The sequence below is a fragment of the Viscerimonas tarda genome (genome assembly GCF_054601255.1).
Genome location: NZ_BAAHWV010000128.1, coordinates 1 through 1,418 on the forward strand (window position 1 = coordinate 1; position 1,418 = coordinate 1,418).

2 protein-coding genes are annotated in these 1,418 nt (G+C 50.8%); both read left to right on the forward strand.

Features of this window, described 5'->3' with window-relative positions:
- Positions 1-156: 156 nt before the first annotated feature.
- Positions 157-1,071 carry a hypothetical protein gene (locus ACYPWY_RS16260; RefSeq protein ID WP_459686594.1) on the forward strand — a complete coding sequence of 305 codons (915 nt, stop codon included), beginning with the start codon at positions 157-159 and terminating at the stop codon, positions 1,069-1,071.
- Positions 1,041-1,418: hypothetical protein (locus ACYPWY_RS16265; protein WP_459686595.1), on the forward strand; the 378-nt coding region annotated here is incomplete at its 3' end. The genes ACYPWY_RS16260 and ACYPWY_RS16265, both read left to right, overlap by 31 nt.

Consider the following 1,418-nt stretch of genomic DNA (forward strand, 5'->3'; position numbering starts at 1 on the left):
TTCGGGGGAATACTGCGAGCCTCAAAAGGATGAGGACGGGAACTATATCCTGTCTTCGGGTATGGAAGCCGTCTGGCTGCTCTGCAACGAGCCGGCATGGAACGAAGCGGGATACTGGAAATTTATTATTAAAGGTCAATCCTATACATCGGAAGCATGAGCAGAACAATCAAGGAAATATACAACGAAGCTGTCAGTGAACGCAACAAGCGGCTGGAACTTTCCGAGTTCTCCAGCGATTCCAAAATGTCCATCCTGAACGGCATTACCTGGGCTTTCGCTGCCGTTGTTTACGGCTTTGAGGCTATCCTGGACGTTTTCGCCATGGATATTTCCGCCACGCTCAACAACCGCATCAACGGAACGCCGGTATATTATGTGAATGCCCTGCTGCAATACCAGAAGGGCGACACGCTGGCCGTCCGCGAAGACGGCATGGCATTCGGCTACGTTTCCGTTGACGAAACCAAACGCATTATTACCCAGGTGTCCTATTCCGAAAGTACAAGCGATGTGAACCTGGACAACAAGCTGGTACTGAAAGTCGCTACCGGCGTGAAAGGCAAGCTGTCGGCGGTTTCCCCGGAAGACTTGGTGATGATTAACGCCTATATCAGCCGGATCAAGTTTGCCGGTACACGGATTGAAGTCATCAGCCGCAACGGGGATGTACTTGTTCCCCGCGTATCGGTGTATTACGACGGCGCTGTACCGGAAAGCGAAATCTACGACGACATAGAAAGAAAGCTGGATGACTACATGATGAACATTGACTTTGACGCCGCCGTCTATGTTTCCAAAGTGATGGAGGCTATTAAAAAGGTGGAGCATGTAACGGATGTGTACATGGATACGGCTGCCGTACCGGAACAGGGCGTTTTCCTGGCCTGCTACGATGCAGACGGGCATATTTCCCCGCCACAGAAAGTCAGCCGGATGACGCATACCGCCTCCGGCTACCTCCGGCAGTCCACCGGAAAAGATGAAGAAGCGGACTTGCCGGGTTTCCGCGAAGCTGTTAAACTCATTATTGACAACGGATGCGATACAGATTGCCTACAGACTACATAGCGAACTGCCTGACGCCGCATTACCTGCCGGGAAGGAAGTACATCCTTTTCCTGCAATCGCTGGTCTATCCGCTTTCCACGCTGAATGAGCGCTTTGTGCTGTTTGCCAAGGAAAAGCAGATTGAAGCGAATATGACCTGCCAGGTCATGTACTTTGAATGGTATTTAAACCGCAGATTCAGGAAATACTTTGCAAACAGGGAAGAAAGCATTTTTATCAGGGAAAGTGAAAGCGTCGGCGTGGATATATACCATGAACAGGCGCAGAACGCCAAACCCTTTACCGTATGGCGGGAAAACGAGCTTGTCTTTACCGGCGACCCGCAGGAAGAGCCGCGTGAATTTTAC

Coding starts and splice junctions, on each gene's coding strand:
- ACYPWY_RS16260 (WP_459686594.1), top strand. CDS start 157: ATGAGCAGAACAATCAAGGAAATATACAACGAAGCTGTCAGTGAACGC.